This is a genomic window from Sellimonas catena, assembly GCF_027924685.1.
In the GTDB taxonomy this organism is placed as follows: Bacteria; Bacillota; Clostridia; order Lachnospirales; family Lachnospiraceae; genus Sellimonas; species Sellimonas catena.
The window spans coordinates 12,962-32,101 of record NZ_BSBO01000019.1 but is presented as its reverse complement, the minus strand read 5'-3'; the positions used below and the strand labels follow the sequence as shown (position 1 = coordinate 32,101).

The window sequence follows — 19,140 nt, the reverse complement described above, 5'->3', positions numbered from 1 at the left end:
GGATGTTTCAACCAGAACTGTCTGAAGAGGAATTACAGTTTGATATTTTTGAAAAGATCTCCAAGATTTGTTCCGATCTCTTCGGATTTTGGAAGCTCTACATGCAGTTCTTCTGTCTCTTCTTCTTTTTCTTCGGAAAGAGCTTTGATACTCAGGCTCAGTTTTCCATCTTTGATTCCGATGACTTTGACATTGACACGGTCTCCTGCCTTCAGGACATCGGCCGGTGTTTTGATCCGTTTTTCGCAGATCTGGGATACATGGACAAGTCCGGAGAGGCCATCGTCAAAGCGGACAAACGCGCCGTAGGACTGAATGGATTCCACGGTGCCTTCCATAACACTTCCAACCTGGATCTTTGAGATGCGTTCGGCACGCTCTCTGGCTTCTTCTTCTTTTAAAATCTCACGGGCGGAAAGAATGAGGCGGTGTTCTTCCGGATCTGCCTCAATGACGCGGACGGTGATTTCTTTCAGAAGATAGCTTTCCAGATCTTCGATATAGGAAAGAGAAAGTCTGGATGCCGGGACAAAACCGCGAAGGCCTTCCACCTTGACGATCACGCCGCCGTTGACCACACCTTCTACTTTCAATGTAAGGTTTGTACGGTTGTCCATATAGTTTTGTACGATATGCCATGGATCGGCGATATCAAACTGGTCTTCATAGTCTTTCATGGACTCTGCCTGCGGTTCCAGGGCAGATGTTTTTGTTTCTAATTCTTCGTTCATTGATGATGCACCCCTTTTTGTGTTTTCTCTAGAAAGTATATCATAGATTTTTTGTTAGAGAAAGCAAAGTGAAAGAATATTTTTATGAAAACCGAAAAAACAGTTGGCGCGGAATCAAAAAGATGATACTCTATTTTTATATCAAGTAAAAGATTGGCCGGCACGTACGGCATATGGGAGGAAATGTAAAAAGTATGTCAGATAATCAGAAAGACAGAAAGGTATATGTGGTAGGACATAAAAATCCGGATACGGATTCCATCTGTTCTGCCATTGCATACGCAGAATTAAAAAAGCAGATTACAGGAAAAAATTATGTGGCAAAAAGAGCCGGAGAGGTCTCGGAGGAGACCAGATATGTTCTTGACTATTTTCATGTGGAAGAGCCGGCGCTCCTTCAGAATGTATTTCAGCAGTTAAAAGATGTGGATATCCGGAAGATTGACGGAGTTTCCAGCCAGGCGTCGATCAAAGAGGCCTGGGCGATGATGCGGGAAAACAGTATTCGGACGCTGCCGGTTCTGAATGAGCAGAAGCTGGAAGGAATTATCACGATTGGAGATATTGCCAATTCCTATATGGAGCTCTATGACAGTTATCTGTTGTCCGACGCACGGACACAGTACAGAAGCATTATGAATACACTGGACGGGAAGATCGTCACAGGGAACGAGCATGCATATTTCGTGAAAGGAAAGGTTGTTATCGCAGCCTCCTCTCCGGATATGATGGAGAATTTTATCGATGAAGACGATCTTGTCATCGTTGGAAACAGGTACGAGTCTCAGCTTTGTGCGATAGAAATGGATGCAAGCTGTCTTGTCATCTGCCAGGGAGCGGAGGTATCGAAGACGATCCGGAAGCTGGCATCCGAGCGAGATGTAGTGATTATCAGTACGCCGCATGACACCTTTACGACCGCCCGTCTGATCAATCAAAGTATTCCGGTCAAATATTTTATGACTAAAGAACATTTGAGCACGTTCCATATGAATGATTACCTGGAGGAAGTACGGGATGTCATGTCCAAGAAAAGATACCGTGATTTTCCGGTTATTGACAAAAAGGGACGGTTCACCGGATTTATTTCCAGACGGAGACTGTTAAAGCCGAGGCGCAAACAGGTCGTTCTTGTCGATCATAACGAAAAGACGCAGGCGGTAGACGGAATTGAAGAGGCGGAAATTCTTGAGATCATCGATCACCACAGAATCGGAAATCTGGAGACGATGGGTCCGGTTTATTTTAGAAACCAACCGCTTGGCTGTACTGCGACCATTATCTATCAGATGTATCAGGAAAACCAGATTACTCCGTCCAGAGAGACAGCAGGTCTTCTCTGTGCAGCGATTATTTCCGATACCCTGTTGTTCCAGTCGCCGACCTGCACTCCGATGGATGAAGCGACTGCGAGAACGCTTGCTCAGATTGCGGGAATAAATATCGATGAGTTCGCAAAAGAGATGTTCAAAGCAGGAAGCAATCTTGCGAATAAATCTGTTTCCGAGATCTGTTTCCAGGATTTCAAGGAGTTCCATGTCAATGAGCTGACGTTCGGAGTGGGACAGATCAATTCCATGAGCAGCGAGGAACTGCAGGAGATCCGGGAAAAGGTATGTCCGGAACTGCCGGATGTGCTGAAAGAAAGCGGACTGGATATGGTATTCTTTATGCTTACGAATATTGTAGACCAGTCTACAGAGCTTCTCTGCTGTGGAGGAAGTGCAAGGCAGACCGTGATCGATGCTTTTGAGCTTCCGGAAGATACAGATCAGATCGTATTAAACGGTGTCGTATCCAGAAAGAAACAGTTGATCCCGACACTGGTGAGCGAACTGCAGCAGTAGGAGGGAGTATATGACAGACAAGGTGATTTTTAAACCAGGCAATATGCTGTACCCGCTCCCGGCAGTGATGGTAAGCTGTGCAGGGAAAGACGGAACAGACAATATCCTGACGGTGGCGTGGACGGGAACGGTCTGTTCAGATCCGCCGATGCTCTATATTTCTGTCCGGCCGAACCGGTTTTCCCACCATATGATCGAGGAAACCGGAGAGTTTGTTGTCAACCTTACGACGGAACAACTTGCAAAGGCGGCCGATTACTGCGGTGTGCGTTCCGGAAAAGACGTCGATAAATGGAACGAGATGAAACTCACAAGAAAAAAGACAGAGTCCCTTCAGTATGCGCCTGCAATTGCGGAATGTCCGGTGAATATTGAGTGTAAAGTCAGAGAGATTATACGTCTTGGAACACATGATATGTTTCTGGCGGATGTAACGGGCGTTCAGGTGAGCAGTGAGTACATGAATGAAAATGGAAAGTTCGAGTTGAACAAGACAGGGCTGATTGCCTATTCCCATGGGGAGTATTTAACTCTTGGGAAGCAGCTCGGAACTTTCGGGTTCAGTGTGAAAAAGAAGAAAAAGAAAAAAAGAAAATAAACTTTGCAAAAAAAGGGAAGAACCCGGAGGCTGGAAAAATTTGTTCCAGATTCCGGGTTCTATCTGTATCTCCCGGTGAATAAAGTTACAGGAGAGAAGAATGAGGCGGGCACAGCGTGAAGGAATTCGGAAAACAGTGGAGACTTACAGCGGAGATCATCCTGATTGCGGCAGTCTGCATGGCGGGAATGTGGCAGAACACAAAGAAAACGATCGAAAGCATCAGCGATGTGAAGAAAAAAGAGGAGGAAAAGAGGATTGCCATTACATTTGATGATGGCCCGGACGGTATATCTACTCCTGTACTTCTGGACGGTTTGAAAGAGAGGGGAGTCAGAGCAAGCTTTTTTGTGATCGGTCAGGAGGCGGAGGAACATCCGGATCTGATCCGGAGGATGCAAAAAGAAGGACACCTGATCGGGAATCATACGTACCATCATGTGGAACTGACGAAAGTAGATCAGGAGACGGAAAGAAAGGAGATTGAAAAGACAAATGAAGTAATCGAAAATATCACGGGGGAAACGGTTGCTTTTATCCGGCCTCCGTACGGCTCGTGGAGAGAAGAAACTTTGGAAGAAATCGATCTGATTCCGGTAAAATGGGATATTGATCCTCTTGACTGGTGCACGAAAAGTACCGGGGAAATCGTAAGAAAGGTAGTGACGCAGGCAGAAGAAAATGGTATTATTTTATTACATGACTGTTACGGGACTTCCGTGGAGGCGGGACTTCAGATCATAGATACCCTGCAGGAGGAAGGATACCGGTTTGTGACAGTCGATGAACTGATTATGGATTAAGGAAAGTGAAATAAGATGCTGCATGAATTTTCGAGGACAGAATTATTATTAGGAACAGAAGGAATGGACAGGCTGAGACACTCCTGCGTTACCGTGCTTGGGGTAGGAGGTGTCGGGTCTCACTGTATCGAGGCACTGGCCAGAAGCGGTGTGGGACATTTGATTCTCGTGGACCATGACAAGGTATCTCTGACAAATATCAACAGGCAGTCCATTGCCCTTCACAGTACGGTCGGACAGTATAAAACGAAAGTCATGAAAGCAAAGATTGCCGACATTTCACCGGAGATTCAGGTGATGACTTACGAGGAGTTTGTACTGGAAGAAAATCTGGAACAGGTGTTTGAAATCCGCCCGGATTATATTGTGGATGCTATCGATACCGTGACGGCAAAGCTTGCGGTGGCAGAGTATGCCAAAGAGCATCAGATTCCGCTGATCAGCAGTATGGGAACCGGAAACAAGCTGCATCCGGAGATGTTTGAGATTGATGATATCCGAAATACATCCGTATGCCCGCTGTGCCGCGTGATGCGAAAAGAGCTGAAAAAGAGGAATGTGGAGAGCCTTAAGGTACTGTATTCCAAAGAAAAGCCGGTGGATATTTCCGACCGGGTGACAGAAGAGGAAAAGGGGGCCAGAAGATCGCTTCCGGGCAGTATTTCCTTTGTTCCGCCTGTGGCCGGGCTGATGATCGCCGGAGAAGTGATCCGTAATTTGAGCGGATACCGGGAGGGAGACAGATAGAGATGGATTTATTTGAATATGCAAGGGAAAAACAAAAAGAGACAGAGTCACCGCTTGCGTCAAGGCTCAGGCCGGAGACACTGGAAGAAGTGGCAGGACAGCAGCATATCATCGGAAAGGACAAGCTGCTTTACCGTGCAATCAAGGCGGACAAGCTAAGTTCCGTCATTTTTTACGGCCCGCCGGGGACCGGAAAAACGACGCTTGCCAAAGTCATCGCCAATGCAACAAGCGCAAGATTCTGCCAGATCAACGCGACAGTTGCAGGGAAAAAAGATATGGAAGCGGTGGTGGAAGAGGCAAAAAAGGCAAGGGGAATGTACCAGCAGAAGACGATTCTGTTTATCGATGAGATCCACCGGTTTAACAAAGGACAGCAGGATTACCTCCTGCCGTTTGTGGAGGATGGTACGGTGATTCTGATCGGGGCGACGACGGAGAACCCGTATTTTGAAGTGAACCGGGCGCTGATTTCCCGGTCTACAGTCTTTGAATTAAAGCCACTGTCCAAAGAGGATGTGGAAGGCCTGATTCACCGGGCCGTTTATGATGAGAAGAAGGGAATGGGAAGCTATCACGCCAAGATCGATCCGGATGCCAGCGCATTTCTGGCAGATATGTCGGGCGGCGATGCCAGACTGGCGCTCAATGCGGTGGAGCTTGCCGTGCTGACAACCGAAAGAAGCAGTGACGGGTTCATTCATCTGACACTGGATGTTGTATCTGAGTGCATCCAGAAAAGAGTAGTACGTTACGATAAAGACGGGGACAACCATTATGATACCATTTCCGCCTTTATCAAAAGTATGCGTGGATCTGATCCGGATGCTGCGGTGTACTACCTGGCAAAGATGCTTTATGCCGGAGAGGATATCCGGTTTATTGCCCGCAGAATCATGATCTGTGCATCGGAAGATGTGGGAAATGCAGATCCGATGGCTCTTACCGTGGCAGTGTCGGCGGCTCAGGCAGTGGAGCGGATCGGGATGCCGGAGGCACAGATTATTCTGTCCCAGGCCGTGCTTTACGTGGCATCTGCTCCGAAGAGCAACTCTGCAGTGCGGGCGGTTTCCGAGGCAATGGAAAGTGTGAAAAGCAAAAAGACAACGGTTCCTGCGCATCTTCAGGATGCCCATTATGGAGGGCACGAGCAGCTGGGACATGGAATCGGTTACCGGTACGCACACGATTATCCGAACCACTACGTTGACCAGCAGTATCTTCCGGATGAAATCAAGGAAAGTGTATTCTACCATCCGGGAGATCTGGGAAAAGAAAAAGAATTAAAAGACTGGCTTTCCTATATCAGGAAACAGTAAAGAAGCGGATGTCCTCATCCGGAATATTATATGCAAAAAAGAACCCCGCGAGAATTCTGGAGCTGCAAACCGGAATCTCACGGGGGTTATTCTTTTCAATACAAATTACAGCAGATGTGTCATAATGTAGGCGTAGATTTCCTGATTCTTTGCGGCCCAGTTCGCCGCCATGGTTTCAGCCTCCTCGTGAGAAGGGACCGTAACTGTCAGATCGATCAGAGGCATGGAGTGTTCGATCACCTGGCAGTGTACGGAGAATTCTCCATTTGTGTTCCGATAGTAATCGGATTTCACAGACACTTCATTTTTCAGCGAAAATTTCTTCTCGATAAAAAAGTCTTCAATATCCTTTTTAATTGCGTCTGAAATTTTATTCTCGAAAAAGCAGATTGATTCGGCTCCTTCCTCGGTCAGATGGTACATCGTACGGTTGTGTGTTGTCTCCTCCCGGATCAGACCGGACTCGGTAAGTTCGGAGAGCGCTTTTTGGAGGGTAAAGTAAGTCGTATACCCTTTTCCAAGAACAAAATCGGAAATCTGAGCGTTTGCAAGAGGAAAATCCACCTTGCTGAGCATGTACAAAATGATCAGTTTATAGAGTGTGAATGTTTCTGCCATAGTGCATACTCCTTTCTAAAGAGCGTGATAGTGTTTGCCCTGCCAGATATTTCTTTCCCTGAAAGATTTTTCCATCTGATTGAGAACCAGCCGCTTGTTTCCGGTCCAGAGGGGAGCGGCAAGCAACGATTTCGGACCGTCCCCGGTCAGACGGTGGATAACAATATCAGGTCTGAGACAGCACAGGCAGGTCCCCAGAAATTCCAGATATTCTTCCATGGTTGGAAGAAAAAATGGGTGCTCCAGATAATAGTCGTACAGATCGGTATCCTTGAGTACGTGGAGCAGCTGAAGCTTGATCCCCTGGATATCCTGTCTGTTCAGATACTCTATTGTTTCCAGCATATCAGCCTCGGATTCACCGGGCAGATATAAAATCGTATGGACGATCACAGAAAGACCAAGGGCACGGAGTTTTTTCAACGCCTCCTCAAAAACCGGAAGAGGATAACCTCTCCGGATAAACTCGGCTGTGGATTCATGAATCGTCTGAAGGCCAAGCTCAATCCAGACCGGTTTGATCAGGGAGAGCCGCTCCAGGAGGTCAAGAATTTCCGCAGAGAGACAGTCCGGACGGGTAGCAATGGAAAGCACCTTCACCTCCGGATCTGTCAAAGCCTGGGTAAATGCCTTTTCCAGAACTTCCAAAGGGCCGTATGTATTCGTGTAGGCCTGAAAATAAGCAATATAAGAATGTCCCGAGTATTTGGATTTCTTTTTTTCTTTTTCCACCCGGAGCTGTTCCGGGATGGAAAGAGAAACGTCCGCCGCGAAATCACCGCTGCCTCCACGGCTGCAGAAGATACAGCCACGTGTTCCGCAGGTGCCGTCACGGTTCGGACAGGTACAGCCGGCATTCAGGGACAGTTTGTACAGTTTTTCATGGAAAGTCTCTTTGATATAATAATCCAGCGAATTATACCGCTTTTCGCCCCAGCGTACAGTCGCGTCCATCTTACGGAATCAGAGCCTTGATGGCTTCGCTCACGGCATCGGCTACACGAGGATCAAATGCTTCCGGAAGAATGCTGGTTTCGCTCAGTTCCTCCTCCGGAACAAGAGAGGCGATGGCATTGGCAGCAGCCAGCTTCATCTCTTCCGTGATCTGGGAGGCACGTCCTTCGAGGGCACCCCGGAAGATGCCAGGAAAGGCAATTACGTTATTGACCTGATTCGGGAAGTCACTCCGTCCGGTTCCGACAACCTTTGCCCCGGCTTCCTTTGCAAGATCCGGCATGATTTCCGGTACCGGATTTGCCATGGCAAAGAGGATGGAATCCTGATTCATGGATGCCACCATCTCCCTGGTGACGATATTCGGGGCGGAGACACCGATGAAAATGTCCGCACCTTTTAACGCATCCGCAAGGGTACCGTGGATCTGATCCGGATTCGTCAGTTCGGCCATCCGTTTCTGCATCCAGTTCAGATGCTCGGAATCCCGGCAGATCGTTCCATTGATATCACACATGGTGATGTGGGAAAATCCATAGGTCAGGAGGAGCTTTGTGATAGCAACTCCGGCGGAACCTGCACCGTTTACGACAACGCGGCAGGATTCCTTTGATTTTCCGACAACCTTCAGCGCATTGATGACGCCTGCAAGAACGACAATGGCAGTGCCGTGCTGGTCATCATGGAAGACCGGAATGTCCAGAAGCTCTTTTAACCGTTCTTCGATCTCGAAACATCTCGGGGCGGAGATGTCTTCCAGATTGATGCCTCCGAAGGCAGGGGCAATATTCACTACGGTACGGATAATCTCTTCTGTATCCTGTGTATCCAGACAGATCGGAACTGCATTGACCTGTCCGAATTCTTTAAACAGAACCGCTTTTCCCTCCATGACAGGCATTGCGGCACGGGCTCCGATATTGCCAAGACCAAGAACCGCGCTTCCATCGGAGACAACGGCAACCGTATTTGCCTTCATGGTGTATTTGTACACGGCTTCAGGATCTTTGGCGATTACTTTGCAAGGTTCCGCAACTCCGGGCGTATATGCGACCGCCAGGTCCTCCCTTGAACGGACATGGGCCTTTGCCGTCGTTTCGATCTTTCCGTTCCAGATTTCATGCATTTTCAGTGCTTTTTCCAATGTATTGTTTTCTGCCATACTATTCACCTTTTCTTCTCTATTATAATATACACTTCTTCAATCATACCATTCTTAAAACAGGGGCGCAATTAAATTTTGGAAAAAACACTTTTCATTTTGAAAATTGTGATGTATACTTTACGTATTAAGTCAGTCAGGTCGAGTCAGACTATTTTTTCCCATGAGACCAGAATAGAAAGGAAAATAGAATATGATGGATATGAAAGAAAAATACGAAACGCTTTCACTGGCAGTACTGAAAGATGTGGCGAAAGCAAGGGGGCTGAAAGGAACATCCGCGTTAAAAAAATCGGATCTGATTGAACGCCTTCTTGAAGAAGATAGAAAAACACAGAAGACAGAGGAAACAGAACCTGTAAGAGAAAACAGGCATGATCATGAGCACGTCCAGAGAGAAGACGTAAGAGGGGAAAAGGGTGCCGGACTGGAACTGTCTGACCTGGACAGCGGTATGACGGCCCATGGAATCCTGGAAGTACTCCCGGACGGATACGGATTTATCCGCTGTGAGAACTATCTTCCGGGAGAGAATGATGTTTATGTTTCCCCGTCCCAGATCCGGAAATTCGGACTCAAGACAGGGGATATCGTTTCCGGAAATACGAGAATCAAGACACAGTCTGAAAAATTCAGTGCGCTGTTATTTGTAACGAAGATCAACGGACTTCCACCTGCGGTTGCAGTGAAACGGAAAAACTTTGAAGACATGACACCGATTTTTCCAAATGAGCGTCTGAGACTCGAAAATGAGAGAAGCAGCACGGCAATGAGAATTGTAGACCTGCTCTCGCCAATAGGAAAAGGGCAGAGAGGGATGATTGTATCTCCTCCGAAAGCAGGTAAGACGACACTGTTAAAAGAAGTGGCTCTCTCCGTTCTGAGAAACAACCCAGAGATGCATCTGCTTGTTCTTCTGATCGATGAACGTCCGGAAGAAGTAACCGATATTAAGGAAACAATCCGCGGGAAAAATGTGGAAGTCATCTATTCTACCTTCGATGAGCTCCCGGATCACCATAAGAGAGTGTCCGAAATGCTGATTGAGCGTGCAAAACGTCTTGTTGAGCATAAAAAAGATGTTATCATTCTGCTTGACAGTATTACCAGACTTGCAAGAGCCTACAACCTTGTTGTACCTCCGAGCGGACGTACCCTTTCCGGTGGTCTGGATCCGGCGGCCCTGCATATGCCGAAACGCTTTTTCGGAGCCGCAAGAAACATGCGGGAGGGCGGAAGCCTTACCATTCTTGCCACTGCACTTGTAGATACCGGAAGTAAGATGGACGATGTCATTTACGAGGAATTCAAAGGAACCGGAAACATGGAGCTTGTCCTTGACCGGAAACTTTCAGAAAAGAGAATGTTCCCGGCGATTGACATTCCAAAATCCGGGACAAGGCGGGAGGATCTTCTCCTTACTCCGGATGAGCAGGAAGCGGTTTACATTATGCGCCGCGCTCTCAATGGAATGAAGTCCGATGAGGCGGTTGATACGATTCTGAATCTGTTCAACCGGTCGAAGCATAATTCAGAGCTCGTACAGACTGTCAAAAAAATGAAGTTTATTTAAAAAGAGGGTTGCAAAACAAAAACAGGTATGATACAATAAACCCGCTGTTTAGAAGACGATTAGTCGCAGAGAAATCTGTGTGAGACGAATAAAAGCAAGAAGAGGTGAAAATCATGAAAGAAGGAATCCATCCAGCATATCATCAGGCAACTGTAACATGCAACTGTGGGAATACATTTGTAACAGGATCCACAAAGGAAGATATCCATGTTGAAATCTGCTCCAAATGTCATCCATTCTACACAGGACAGCAGAAAGCAACTCAGGCTCGTGGCCGTGTTGACAAGTTTAACAAGAAATACGGAATCGAAAGCAAATAAGATTCAGAAGTACAGGGCTGAGGTTTTCATATCTCAGCTCTTTTTCGTTACTTTAGAAAACTGTTATTTAGCAGAGAAGGAGTTTCAATGAAGTCATCAAATGTAGGAGGACAGGCGGTTCTGGAAGGCGTGATGATGAAACACAAAGACCGGTACGCCGTGGCGGTAAGGAAGCCGGACGGGACGGTTGTTGTGGAGCAGGATGATTACAAAAGCATCGTCGGTTCCCACCAGAAGCTGCTTAAAACACCATTTATCCGCGGAATCTTCAATTTTATCGATTCAATGATTCTGGGTATGAAGACGCTGACGTGGTCAGCCGGCTTTGAGGAAGAAGAGGAGGTGCTGACGGAAAAGGAGGCCAGGAAAAGGGAGAAACTGGATCAGGTGATCAACGGGGTCGTCATGGCGGTTTCTTTCCTGATTGCCATCGCAATTTTTATGGTTCTTCCGTATTTTCTGTCAGATCTGTTCAAGACGGTCATTCCGTCCTATGTTATCCGGACGATTCTCGAAGGCGTGATCCGGATTCTGATTTTTGTCGGCTATATCTGGCTGATCTCCAGGATGGAGGATATCCGGCGTCTGTACCAGTATCATGGTGCCGAGCATAAATGTATCAACTGTATCGAGCATGGACTGCCGCTTACAGTAGACAATGTCAGAATCAGTTCCAAAGAGCATAAACGGTGCGGGACGAGTTTCCTCATGTTTGTTATGATTGTGGGAATTGTCCTTCTGTTTTTTGTCCAGACGGAGTCTCATATTCTGCGGGTTGTAATCCGGATCGCGCTGCTTCCGGTCATTGCGGGAATTTCCTATGAGATTATCCGGCTGGCTGGAAACAGTGATAACGTGGTAGTTAACCTGTTAAGCAGACCGGGGCTGATGCTTCAGGGGCTGACGACAAAGGAACCGGACGACAGTATGATTGAGGTTGCGATTGCTTCTGTGGAAGCGGTCTTTGACTGGAAGGCGTACCTTGCAGAAAATTTTCCGGTCCGTGAAGAATCCGGCAGAAAAGAGGAGGCCGTATGACATTCCGGGAAGCACTGAACTGGGGAAAAGAAAAGCTTCAGCATGCAGGGATTCCGGAATATGATCTGGATGCCTGGCTTTTGCTGGAGCATGTGTCCGGCCTTTCCAGAGCCATGTATTTTGTGAGAGACAGAGAAGAGATGGAAGAATCGTGCCGGGAGCAGTACGAGGAGGCCATAAGAAAGCGCGAAAGCCGCGTCCCGCTCCAGCACATCACCGGGGTGCAGGAATTTATGGGATATGAATTCCACGTCAATGAGCATGTGCTCATTCCCCGGCAGGATACGGAGATCCTTGTAGAGGAGGCAGACCGGGCGGCAGATGATACAGGCGCGAAGCGGATTCTGGATGTCTGCACCGGATCGGGCTGCATCCTGTTAAGCCTTTTAAAAATGAATGAAAACCGGACCGGAACCGGATCCGATCTTTCGGAACCGGCCCTTAAGATGGCGGAAGAGAACCGCAGACTGCTTGAGATTCCGGAAGAACGGGCCGCATTTGTGCAAAGCGATCTGTTTGAAAGAATTGAGGGGACATACGATATGATCGTTTCCAATCCCCCCTACATCAGGACGGAAGAGATCCGGAAGCTCCAGGAGGAGGTCCGGCTCCATGACCCCTACGGGGCACTGGACGGCAAAGAAGACGGGCTGTATTTTTACCGCCGCATCATTTCAGAGGCGGGCGGTTATTTTGAACATCAGGGGACGTTGCTTTTTGAAATCGGATACGATCAGGCGGAGGATGTCAAAAGGCTGATGGAAGAGGCCGGCTACAGTCAGATCTATGTAAAAAAGGATCTGGCAGGGCTTGACCGTGTAGTAGGCGGCGTGTACAATAAAGCAAGAGAAAATGAGGAGGAATTAACAAATGTTTGATAAACTGGACGATTTGCTGATTCGTTTTGAAGAGATTATGGGAGAGCTTCAGGAACCGGACGTTGTCAATGATCAGACGCGGTTCCGCAGTCTGATGAAAGAGCAGAACGATCTGGCTCCGATTGTGGAAGCATATAAAGAATACAAAAAATGTAACGAGACAATCGAGGACAGCCTTGCCATGCTGGAGGAAGAGTCGGATGAAGAGATGCGGGAGCTTCTGAAAGAAGAGCTTGCCGATGCCAGAAAACGTGTGGAAGAGCTGGAGCATGAACTCAAGATCCTGCTTCTCCCGAAAGACCCGAATGATGACAAGAACGTTATCGTCGAGATCCGTGCCGGCGCCGGCGGAGACGAGGCTGCGCTGTTCGCGGCAGAGATCTACCGGATGTATATTCACTATGCAGAACGGAGAAGATGGAAATGTGAGATGATTTCACTCAATGAGAATGGAATCGGCGGATTTAAGGAGGCAGTCTTTATGATCTCCGGACAGGGTGCATATTCCAGATTGAAATATGAAAGCGGGGTACACCGTGTGCAGCGTGTGCCTGAAACGGAAAGCGGAGGCAGAATTCATACATCCACCATCACGGTTGCTATCATGCCGGAGGCGGAGGAAGTAGATGTTCATATCGATATGAACGACTGTAAATTCGACGTATTCCGTGCTTCCGGAAACGGTGGACAGTGTGTCAATACGACAGACTCTGCTGTACGTCTGACCCATATCCCGACAGGTATCGTAATCTCCTGTCAGGATGAGAAGTCCCAGCTGAAGAACAAAGATAAAGCGCTCAAGGTTCTGCGTGCAAGACTTTACGAGTTGGAGCAGGCAAAGCAGCATGACGCTGAGGCTGAGGCAAGAAGAAGCCAGGTAGGAACAGGAGACCGTTCCGAGAAGATCCGGACATACAACTTCCCGCAGGGACGTGTGACAGATCACCGGATCAAGCTGACACTTCACAAACTGGATACCGTGTTAAACGGAGATCTGGATGAAATCATTGATTCGCTGATTGCGGCCGATCAGGCGGCAAAACTTGCGAACATGCAGGAAAACTAACTGACAGACAGGATGCCCTATATCGGTATGGCACCGGATGTAGGGCTTTTGTATTCGTGGAAAAGAAGAAGGTATAATACAGTATGGATGAATGGAAATTTAACCGTGTCCAGCTAAAGGATCAGGAACTGATTAAGGAATATTTTCGGAAATACCCGTCAAGAAGCTGTGACAGAACATTTTTTGGAGTTATGCTTTGGGGAAGACATTATAATCTGGATTTTGCCTTTACAGGAAAAGCTATTCTGTTCCGGGAAAAGACAGAGAGCGGGTACGGTTTTGCATGGCCCGCAGGACCGGATGAGGAAATCCGGGAACTGATCCCGCAGATGGAGAAACACTGCGAGGAGCAGGGAGGAGAGTTTCATATGTACGGACTTTCCGAGGCACAGTTTGCCCTTGTCGACAGCTGGTATCCGGGAAAGTACCAGATTGAATATGACAGGGATGCGGCGGATTATATTTATGAGTCGGAAAAGCTTTGTACCCTGTCGGGGAAAAAGCTTCACGGTAAACGGAACCACATCAATAAGTTCAAGGCCACGTATGAGGACTGGGCATATGAGCCGCTCACAAAGGACAATCTGGAAGAATGCTTTCAGATGGCTCTGAAATGGAGAAACGAAAACGGATGTGACGAAGATGAAGAGAAAAACTGCGAGATGTGTGTAACGCTCAATTCTCTGAGACTGTTTCAGGAGCTGCATCTCAAAGGTGGAATTCTTCGTGTAAACGGTAAGATTGTCGCATTTACCGTCGGGGAACCGGTAAGTGATGACACGGTTGTTGTCCACATTGAAAAGGCATTTGCCGATGTGCCGGGTGCATATACAATGATCAACCAGCAGTTTGTGGAACATGAATGTATGGGATACCGCTATGTCAACAGAGAGGATGATGCCGGACAGGAGGGGCTTAGAAAAGCAAAGCTTTCCTATAAGCCGGCAATGCTGCTTGAAAAAGGAGTTTTATCAAAAGTACAGGAGGTATCAGAATGATTGCAGAGAAGATGAAAGGGATGGTGGCGAACAGTTCCGCGATCCGTGCGATGTTTGAGGAAGGAAACCGGCTTGCCGGGATTTACGGGGCAGAAAATGTCTATGACTTCAGTCTTGGAAATCCGAATATTCCGGCTCCGGAAGCGTTGACAAACGCTATGATGGATGTGCTGAAAGAGGAGGATCCGGTTGTGCTGCACGGATATACGAACAGCAATGCAGGGTATGCGGACGTCAGAGAGGCTGTTGCACAGAATCTGAACGAGCGTTTCGGAACTTCCTTTGAAGGAAAGAATATTACGATGACAGTAGGAGCGGCAGGCGGCCTGAATGTCATTCTGAAAACACTGATCAATCCGGGAGATGAAGTGATTGTCTTTGCGCCGTATTTTGGAGAATACAGAAGCTATGTCAACAATTTTGACGGAGTGCTTGTGGAGATCTCCCCTGATACGGAGACATTCCAGCCAAAACTTGACGAGTTTGCCCGGAAGATCACGCCGAAGACCAAAGCGGTGATCGTCAACAATCCGAACAACCCGACCGGTGTCGTATATTCCGAGGAGACAGTAAAGAAGATGGCTTCCGTTATGGAGGAAAAGCAGAAGGAATACGGAACGGATATTTATCTGATTTCCGACGAGCCGTACCGTGAGCTTGTGTACGGGGATGCCGAAGTTCCATTCCTGACAAAGTATTACGACAATACGATTGTAGGTTATTCATTCAGTAAGTCCCTTTCTCTTCCGGGAGAGCGGATCGGATACCTTGTGATTCCGGATGAAGTGACAGACAGCGCGGATGTGATTTCCGCTGCCAACGTAGCAACCCGGATTCTTGGATTTGTCAATGCACCGACACTCCAGCAGAAAGCAGTGGCAAGATGCCTGAATGAGAAGGCGGACATTGCTTTTTATGATAAGAACAGAGAGACCCTGTACGAAGGGTTAAAGAAGGCGGGATTTTCCTGCATTAAACCGGAAGGAGCATTCTATCTGTTTGTCAAGTCTCCGGTGGAAGATGAAAAGGAATTCTGCAGCAGAGCGAAAAAATACAATATTCTGATGGTGCCGGGAAGCTCCTTTGGATGTCCGGGCTATGTCAGACTTGCATACTGTGTCGCATACGACACGATTGTACGTGCGCTCCCGAAATTTGAAGAACTTGCGGCCGAGTACCGCGGACAGGAGTAGACGCGTATGAGACTGGAAGAAAATATCCGCCGGGTGACTCCTTATGTTCCGGGAGAGCAGCCGCAGCAGAAAGTAATCAAACTGAATACCAATGAAAATCCGTATCCGCCTGCGCCGGGAGTGGAGCGGGCACTAAAGGAGATGGATGACGGAAGACTCCGTCTGTATCCGGATCCGGAAATCCGCATGCTGACAGAGAGCCTGGCCGAATACTGCCAGGTGAAACCGGAACAGATTTTTGTAGGAGTGGGATCAGATGACGTACTGTCAATGAGCTTTCTTACCTTTTTTAATTCCGGAAAGCCGATTCTGTTTCCGGATATTACCTATTCCTTTTATAAGGTGTGGGCAGAACTCTACCGGATCCCGTATGAATGCTGTCCGCTGGATGAGAAGATGCACCTCAGAAAAGAGGACTACTGTAAGGAAAACGGAGGCATCATTTTCCCGAATCCGAATGCGCCGACGGGAATTTATGAGAGTCTGGATGTGATTGAGGAGATTTTAAAGCAGAATCCGGACGTGATCGTCATTGTGGATGAGGCGTATATCGATTTTGCAGGAAAGCCGTCCGCCATTTCCCTGATTGACCGGTATGACAATCTTCTGGTGACACAAACCTTTTCCAAGTCCAGATCCATGGCAGGAATGCGGATCGGATTTGCGGCAGGGAACGAACGGCTTATTCGCTGGCTCCAGGATGTGAAGTATTCTTTCAATTCCTATACTATGTCCTATCCGGCCATTGTCTGCGGGACGGAAGCGGTAAAAGATACGGAGTACTTCCGGAAGACGACGGAAAAGATTGTCGCCACAAGAGAATGGAGCAAAGAGAAACTGGCGGATCTGGGATTTGAATTTCCGGATTCCAGTACAAACTTTATTTTTGCAAAACATCCGAAGTATGATGGAGAAAAACTGTTTCAGGCTTTAAAGGAACGGCAGATTTATGTCAGACACTGGAAACAGCCTGAGATCGCGCAGTATTTACGAATCACTGTCGGAACAGATGAGGAAATGAATCAGTTTTTTGACACGTTGGAAGAGATTATGAAAGAATAAGTCAGGAAAAGGAGGAATTAAAAATTCCTCCTTTCCTGATTTCTGAAATATTGTGTATGGATGATCATTGCCTGTCCCTCAAAGCCAGGAGGTTTGCATATTCCAGCAGATCCTGCTTTGACTTCGGGGAGAGAGACATGAAAACAGTTTTGAGCCGATACTGAATAATCCGTTCGTTTATGGCAGGCCCGGACGAAGAAACTTCGACCGGATGCGACTCCTTGCCGGAAATGAGATAATCGGTACTGACATGAAAAAACTGCGCAATCATATACAGTTTGTCATAGTCTGGCTGTCGGTTTTTGGTCTCGTATCCGGCGATGGTTGATCGGGATACCTGAAGGTATTGTGCTAGTTGGTCCTGAGTTACGTCTGCGTTTCTGCGCAGTAATTTTAGTCTTTCTGAAAACCCCATATATTGCCTCCTATCTTTAGTGTGGCTACATTTTAGCAATAGAAACGTGGGGAAAACAGGAAGTATGGCGGAAAGGAACACAGGTGGAGCAATATGTGTCGAAAAGCATCAAAAGGAGCCGGAGACGAATCCCGTGTTGACAGGTATGAATAAAAATTTTATAATTTACTTAGAATAAAAGAAGAAAAATATGGAGGTAATCCGGATGTTAATTGCCAAAAATGATGAAAAAGAGAGAAGTTTCCTGTTTCGGATTGTAATCTGGACAGCGTCTGTTCTCATCATTGCGGTTGCAGCGTACTTCCTGATCCGGTCATTTGCAAGAAATCCGATTGCTGGGACATGGGAATATCAGGATGACAATATTACAATGACCATTCAAAGTGATGATAAAGTTAAACTTCAGTTTGATAATCTGCAGGATGTTCCGGAACTTGCGGTGACAATGGACTGTCAGGTGGATAAAACGGAAAAGACGCTGGTGATCGGCGGACTGCAGCAAAGTGAGATTGACAGAATCCTGGAGCAGTATGATGGACAGTTGACCCAGAGTGCTCTGGATACAGCGCTTTCCATGTTTACGACATCGTTTGACTACAGCATGGAACGGCAGACGTTGACGCTTACGGACCGCGAATACGGTGAACAGATGATATTTGATAAAAAATAGAACTTTCCCCTCTATACAGGAAAACGGATATGACGTGTGACTTGGGTAGAGGGGGATTTTATTCATGTAGAGGAGGAAGAGTATGCTGCGCACACAGACAAAAGTAATTCAGATAGGAAATGTAAAGATCGGAGGCAGTTATCCGGTTGCCATCCAGTCTATGACAAACACAAAAACAGAAGATGTAGAAGCAACGGTAAAGCAGATCCTGGCTCTTGAGCGGGCAGGCTGCGAGATTATCCGGTGTGCCGTTCCGACAATGGAGGCTGCAGAAGCACTCAGAGAGATCAAACGCAGAATTCATATCCCGCTTGTGGCGGATATCCACTTTGACTACCGGCTTGCCATTGCGGCCATTGAAAACGGAGCGGACAAGATCCGTATTAACCCGGGAAATATCGGGGATCAGGACCGTGTGAGAAAAGTAGTGGAGAAGGCCAAAGAATACAAGGTTCCGATCAGGGTAGGAGTCAACAGCGGCTCTCTGGAAAAGAATCTTGTGGAAAAATATGATGGCGTGACGGCCGAAGGACTGGTGGAAAGCGCGCTGGATAAAGTGCGTATGATTGAAAAAATGGGATACAACAATCTGGTTGTCAGTATTAAGGCATCTGATGTCATGATGTGTGTCAAAGCGCATGAACTACTTGCTCCGCAGTGTCCGTATCCGCTTCACGTCGGTATTACGGAAGCAGGGACTATCCTTTCCGGCAATATCAAATCTTCCATCGGGCTTGGAATCATTCTTTATCAGGGAATCGGAAATACCATCCGCGTCTCTCTGACGGGAGACCCGCTGGAAGAAGTCAAATCCGCAAAGCTGATTTTAAGGACATTGGGGCTGAAAAAGGGCGGCATCGAGGTCGTTTCCTGTCCGACCTGCGGCAGAACCAGAATTGACCTGATCGGCCTTGCAAACCAGGTGGAAGACATGGTGCAGGATATCCCGCTTGACGATGTGAAAGTGGCAGTCATGGGCTGTGTTGTCAATGGACCTGGTGAGGCGAAGGAAGCCGATATCGGGATTGCCGGAGGCGTCGGAGAAGGACTCCTGATTAAAAAGGGAGAGATTGTAAAAAAACTCAAAGAAGAAGAACTCCTCCCGGCCCTTAGGGAAGAGCTTCTGAACTGGAAAAAAGATTGAGGAC

20 protein-coding genes are annotated in these 19,140 nt (G+C 47.5%); 15 read left to right on the top strand and 5 right to left on the bottom strand.

The genetic code is table 11. The features are described from left to right. Nucleotides 1-32: 32 nt before the first annotated feature. Nucleotides 33-731 carry a S1 RNA-binding domain-containing protein gene (locus tag Selli1_RS09895; protein WP_281872915.1) on the bottom strand — a complete coding sequence of 233 codons (699 nt, stop codon included), beginning with the start codon at nt 729-731 and terminating at the stop codon, nt 33-35. A 194-nt stretch (nt 732-925) separates the two neighbouring features. Here Selli1_RS09895 and Selli1_RS09890 point away from each other — a divergent pair, with 194 nt between their 5' ends. The 5 genes from Selli1_RS09890 to Selli1_RS09870 all read left to right on the top strand — a co-directional run bounded on the left by Selli1_RS09890 (nt 926) and on the right by Selli1_RS09870 (nt 6,045). Then, nucleotides 926-2,578 (top strand): putative manganese-dependent inorganic diphosphatase, encoded by a 1,653-nt coding sequence (locus Selli1_RS09890; protein WP_087168293.1) that lies wholly within the window; start codon nt 926-928, stop codon nt 2,576-2,578. Between the two features lie 10 nt (nt 2,579-2,588). Then, nucleotides 2,589-3,176, top strand: coding sequence for a flavin reductase family protein (locus tag Selli1_RS09885; RefSeq protein WP_087168292.1), 588 nt, complete (start codon nt 2,589-2,591; stop codon nt 3,174-3,176). A 116-nt stretch (nt 3,177-3,292) separates the two neighbouring features. Then, on the top strand, nt 3,293-3,979 hold the full coding sequence (locus Selli1_RS09880) for a polysaccharide deacetylase family protein (RefSeq protein WP_242958952.1): 687 nt from the start codon (nt 3,293-3,295) through the stop codon (nt 3,977-3,979). A 15-nt stretch (nt 3,980-3,994) separates the two neighbouring features. Then, on the top strand, nt 3,995-4,726 hold the full coding sequence (locus Selli1_RS09875; RefSeq protein ID WP_087168291.1) for a tRNA threonylcarbamoyladenosine dehydratase: 732 nt from the start codon (nt 3,995-3,997) through the stop codon (nt 4,724-4,726). Nucleotides 4,727-4,728: 2 nt separating this feature from the next. After that, entirely contained in the window at nt 4,729-6,045 is a 1,317-nt protein-coding gene (locus tag Selli1_RS09870) for a replication-associated recombination protein A (protein WP_281844379.1), read from the top strand. A gap of 105 nt (nt 6,046-6,150) precedes the next feature. Here the strand turns inward: Selli1_RS09870 and Selli1_RS09865 are convergent, their stop codons facing one another. The 3 genes from Selli1_RS09865 to Selli1_RS09855 are packed head-to-tail and all read right to left on the bottom strand — an operon-like array spanning nt 6,151 to nt 8,779. Next, complete coding sequence (locus Selli1_RS09865; RefSeq protein ID WP_087168289.1) at nt 6,151-6,663, bottom strand: DUF4364 family protein; 513 nt, start codon at nt 6,661-6,663, stop codon at nt 6,151-6,153. A gap of 15 nt (nt 6,664-6,678) precedes the next feature. After that, nucleotides 6,679-7,617 (bottom strand): tRNA modification radical SAM protein MnmL/YtqA, encoded by a 939-nt coding sequence (gene mnmL, locus Selli1_RS09860; RefSeq protein ID WP_204863812.1) that lies wholly within the window; start codon nt 7,615-7,617, stop codon nt 6,679-6,681. Between the two features lies 1 nt (nt 7,618). Beyond that, complete coding sequence (locus tag Selli1_RS09855; RefSeq protein WP_087168287.1) at nt 7,619-8,779, bottom strand: NAD(P)-dependent malic enzyme; 1,161 nt, start codon at nt 8,777-8,779, stop codon at nt 7,619-7,621. A gap of 202 nt (nt 8,780-8,981) precedes the next feature. Between Selli1_RS09855 and rho the strand changes: the two genes are divergently transcribed. The 8 genes from rho to hisC all read left to right on the top strand — a co-directional run bounded on the left by rho (nt 8,982) and on the right by hisC (nt 16,907). Continuing rightward, nucleotides 8,982-10,352, top strand: a complete 1,371-nt coding sequence (gene rho / locus Selli1_RS09850; protein ID WP_087252632.1) for a transcription termination factor Rho — start codon at nt 8,982-8,984, stop codon at nt 10,350-10,352. A gap of 113 nt (nt 10,353-10,465) precedes the next feature. Beyond that, complete coding sequence (rpmE, locus tag Selli1_RS09845) at nt 10,466-10,672, top strand: 50S ribosomal protein L31 (protein ID WP_087168467.1); 207 nt, start codon at nt 10,466-10,468, stop codon at nt 10,670-10,672. 87 nt (nt 10,673-10,759) lie between these two features. Continuing rightward, a complete protein-coding gene (locus tag Selli1_RS09840; RefSeq protein ID WP_191435884.1) occupies nt 10,760-11,710 on the top strand; it encodes a DUF1385 domain-containing protein in 951 nt (316 codons plus the stop codon). Further along, entirely contained in the window at nt 11,707-12,588 is an 882-nt protein-coding gene (gene prmC / locus Selli1_RS09835; protein ID WP_118635827.1) for a peptide chain release factor N(5)-glutamine methyltransferase, read from the top strand. Before Selli1_RS09840 ends, prmC begins: the two co-directional genes overlap by 4 nt. Then, nucleotides 12,581-13,654 (top strand): peptide chain release factor 1, encoded by a 1,074-nt coding sequence (gene prfA, locus Selli1_RS09830; protein WP_087252578.1) that lies wholly within the window; start codon nt 12,581-12,583, stop codon nt 13,652-13,654. The genes prmC and prfA overlap by 8 nt, the downstream gene beginning before the upstream one ends. A gap of 83 nt (nt 13,655-13,737) precedes the next feature. Next, nucleotides 13,738-14,652, top strand: coding sequence for a DUF2156 domain-containing protein (locus Selli1_RS09825; RefSeq protein WP_087168463.1), 915 nt, complete (start codon nt 13,738-13,740; stop codon nt 14,650-14,652). Further along, the gene (locus Selli1_RS09820; protein ID WP_087168462.1) at nt 14,649-15,845 is read left to right on the top strand and encodes a pyridoxal phosphate-dependent aminotransferase; all 1,197 of its coding nucleotides are present in this window, start codon (nt 14,649-14,651) and stop codon (nt 15,843-15,845) included. The genes Selli1_RS09825 and Selli1_RS09820 overlap by 4 nt, the downstream gene beginning before the upstream one ends. 6 nt (nt 15,846-15,851) lie before the next feature. Beyond that, nucleotides 15,852-16,907 carry a histidinol-phosphate transaminase gene (gene hisC / locus Selli1_RS09815; protein WP_087168461.1) on the top strand — a complete coding sequence of 352 codons (1,056 nt, stop codon included), beginning with the start codon at nt 15,852-15,854 and terminating at the stop codon, nt 16,905-16,907. Nucleotides 16,908-16,971: 64 nt separating this feature from the next. On the opposite strand, the gene Selli1_RS09810 is transcribed toward hisC, so the two are convergent. Then, a complete protein-coding gene (locus tag Selli1_RS09810; protein ID WP_087168460.1) occupies nt 16,972-17,322 on the bottom strand; it encodes a helix-turn-helix domain-containing protein in 351 nt (116 codons plus the stop codon). Nucleotides 17,323-17,527: 205 nt separating this feature from the next. Between Selli1_RS09810 and Selli1_RS09805 the strand changes: the two genes are divergently transcribed. Continuing rightward, nucleotides 17,528-17,992, top strand: coding sequence for a hypothetical protein (locus tag Selli1_RS09805; protein ID WP_087168459.1), 465 nt, complete (start codon nt 17,528-17,530; stop codon nt 17,990-17,992). 82 nt (nt 17,993-18,074) lie between these two features. Beyond that, nucleotides 18,075-19,136, top strand: coding sequence for a flavodoxin-dependent (E)-4-hydroxy-3-methylbut-2-enyl-diphosphate synthase (gene ispG, locus Selli1_RS09800; RefSeq protein ID WP_087168458.1), 1,062 nt, complete (start codon nt 18,075-18,077; stop codon nt 19,134-19,136). Nucleotides 19,137-19,140: the final 4 nt, after the last annotated feature.

What these genes read in the sequence shown, in the direction of transcription:
- prfA (WP_087252578.1), top strand. Translation starts at nt 12,581, where the DNA reads ATGTTTGATAAACTGGACGATTTGCTGATTCGTTTTGAAGAGATTATG.
- mnmL (WP_204863812.1), bottom strand. Translation starts at nt 7,617, where the DNA reads ATGGACGCGACTGTACGCTGGGGCGAAAAGCGGTATAATTCGCTGGAT.
- prmC (WP_118635827.1), top strand. Translation starts at nt 11,707, where the DNA reads ATGACATTCCGGGAAGCACTGAACTGGGGAAAAGAAAAGCTTCAGCAT.
- Selli1_RS09885 (WP_087168292.1), top strand. Translation starts at nt 2,589, where the DNA reads ATGACAGACAAGGTGATTTTTAAACCAGGCAATATGCTGTACCCGCTC.
- Selli1_RS09810 (WP_087168460.1), bottom strand. Translation starts at nt 17,322, where the DNA reads ATGGGGTTTTCAGAAAGACTAAAATTACTGCGCAGAAACGCAGACGTA.
- Selli1_RS09840 (WP_191435884.1), top strand. Translation starts at nt 10,760, where the DNA reads ATGAAGTCATCAAATGTAGGAGGACAGGCGGTTCTGGAAGGCGTGATG.
- Selli1_RS09875 (WP_087168291.1), top strand. Translation starts at nt 3,995, where the DNA reads ATGCTGCATGAATTTTCGAGGACAGAATTATTATTAGGAACAGAAGGA.
- Selli1_RS09895 (WP_281872915.1), bottom strand. Translation starts at nt 731, where the DNA reads ATGAACGAAGAATTAGAAACAAAAACATCTGCCCTGGAACCGCAGGCA.
- rpmE (WP_087168467.1), top strand. Translation starts at nt 10,466, where the DNA reads ATGAAAGAAGGAATCCATCCAGCATATCATCAGGCAACTGTAACATGC.
- Selli1_RS09820 (WP_087168462.1), top strand. Translation starts at nt 14,649, where the DNA reads ATGATTGCAGAGAAGATGAAAGGGATGGTGGCGAACAGTTCCGCGATC.
- Selli1_RS09855 (WP_087168287.1), bottom strand. Translation starts at nt 8,779, where the DNA reads ATGGCAGAAAACAATACATTGGAAAAAGCACTGAAAATGCATGAAATC.
- rho (WP_087252632.1), top strand. Translation starts at nt 8,982, where the DNA reads ATGAAAGAAAAATACGAAACGCTTTCACTGGCAGTACTGAAAGATGTG.
- Selli1_RS09890 (WP_087168293.1), top strand. Translation starts at nt 926, where the DNA reads ATGTCAGATAATCAGAAAGACAGAAAGGTATATGTGGTAGGACATAAA.
- Selli1_RS09805 (WP_087168459.1), top strand. Translation starts at nt 17,528, where the DNA reads ATGTTAATTGCCAAAAATGATGAAAAAGAGAGAAGTTTCCTGTTTCGG.
- Selli1_RS09870 (WP_281844379.1), top strand. Translation starts at nt 4,729, where the DNA reads ATGGATTTATTTGAATATGCAAGGGAAAAACAAAAAGAGACAGAGTCA.
- Selli1_RS09865 (WP_087168289.1), bottom strand. Translation starts at nt 6,663, where the DNA reads ATGGCAGAAACATTCACACTCTATAAACTGATCATTTTGTACATGCTC.
- ispG (WP_087168458.1), top strand. Translation starts at nt 18,075, where the DNA reads ATGCTGCGCACACAGACAAAAGTAATTCAGATAGGAAATGTAAAGATC.
- hisC (WP_087168461.1), top strand. Translation starts at nt 15,852, where the DNA reads ATGAGACTGGAAGAAAATATCCGCCGGGTGACTCCTTATGTTCCGGGA.
- Selli1_RS09825 (WP_087168463.1), top strand. Translation starts at nt 13,738, where the DNA reads ATGGATGAATGGAAATTTAACCGTGTCCAGCTAAAGGATCAGGAACTG.